This window comes from Candidatus Phytoplasma sp. AldY-WA1, assembly GCF_020312115.2.
Taxonomy (GTDB): Bacteria; Bacillota_I; Bacilli_A; order Acholeplasmatales; family Acholeplasmataceae; genus Phytoplasma; species Phytoplasma vitis.
The window spans coordinates 1-1,240 of record NZ_JAHRHX020000115.1 but is presented as its reverse complement, the minus strand read 5'-3'; the positions used below and the strand labels follow the sequence as shown (position 1 = coordinate 1,240).

At 25.3% G+C, this 1,240-nt stretch carries 1 protein-coding gene; it reads right to left on the bottom strand.

Features of this window, described 5'->3' with window-relative positions; translation table 11 throughout:
- Window positions 1-242: 242 nt before the first annotated feature.
- Window positions 243-1,240 (bottom strand): hypothetical protein (locus KTO59_RS04345; protein WP_284928834.1); only part of this gene is annotated, 998 nt, incomplete at its 5' end.

Sequence of the window (1,240 nt, the reverse complement as noted above, 5' to 3'; positions counted from 1 at the left end):
TTTTTAAGTTCTTTTGAGTTAAAGCGTTTTGAACTGTTCTTAATTTCTTCTTTTTGTTGAATTAAAACTCATTTTGAGATGTTAATAAATTTTTATCTTTTGAGTTAAAGCGCTTTGAACTGTTCTTAATTCTTTGTTCTTCGAGTTAAAGCGTTTCGAACTGTTCTTAATTCTTCTTTTGTTGAATTAAATCATTTTGAGTTGTTGTTAAAGCTTCTGTTTTGTTCTGAACCATTGAGATGTTAATAAATCTTTTTATTTCCATCATCATTTACACCAATAATTTCTATGTCTGTAGAATCATTTTGAACTGTTCTTAATTCTTCTTTTTTTTGAATTAAATCATTTTGAGTTGTTGTTAATTCTTTTGTTTTTGTTCTTAAATCATTTTGAGATGTTAATAAATCTTTTTCTTTTTGAGTTAAAGTACTTTGAATTGTTCTTAATTCTTGTTCTTTTTGAGTTAAAGTGTTTTTAGTTGTTGTTAAAACTTCTGTTTTTGTTCTTAAATCATTTTGAGATGTTAATAAATCTTTTTCTTTTTTATTTAAAGTACTTTGAACTGTTCTTAATTCTTGTTCTTTTTGAGTTAAAGCGTTTTGAACTGATCTTAATTCTTGTTCTTTTTGAGTTAAAGTGTTTTGAACTGTTCTTAATTCTTCTTTTTGTTGAATTAAATCATTTTGAGTTGTTGTTAAAGCTTCTGTTTTTGTTCTTAAATCATTTTGAGATGTTATTACACCCGATTCAGAATCTTTATTTGTTTCGCTGACTGGTTCAGAACCTTTTCGAAACCAAGTAAACGGATTTAATTTGTCTATAATTTTATTTTTCGTAATAGAACCTTTATTTGTTTCGTCTGATTCAGAACCTTTTTGAAACCAAGTAAACGGATTTAAAAAACCCGTTATTTCTTTTTGTATTGAAGCTAATACCTCTGTTTTTAATTCTCCAATTTGATATTGTAAATTTCCACTAGTTTTGTTGATTTCTGTTTTTATTGAAGCTAATACATCGTTTTTATCTTTTTGAAGAGAAGAATCCCATTTATACACAATTTTATTTAAATTTTCACTAGTTTTGTTGATTTCTGTTTTTAATGAAGCTAATACGTCTGTTTTTAATTCTCCAATTTGATATTGTAAATTTTCACTAGTTTTGTTGATTTCTGTTTTTAATGAAGCTAATACGTCTGTTTTTATTTCGTCTTTATCGTTTTGAAAAGCATGTATTGTATTAA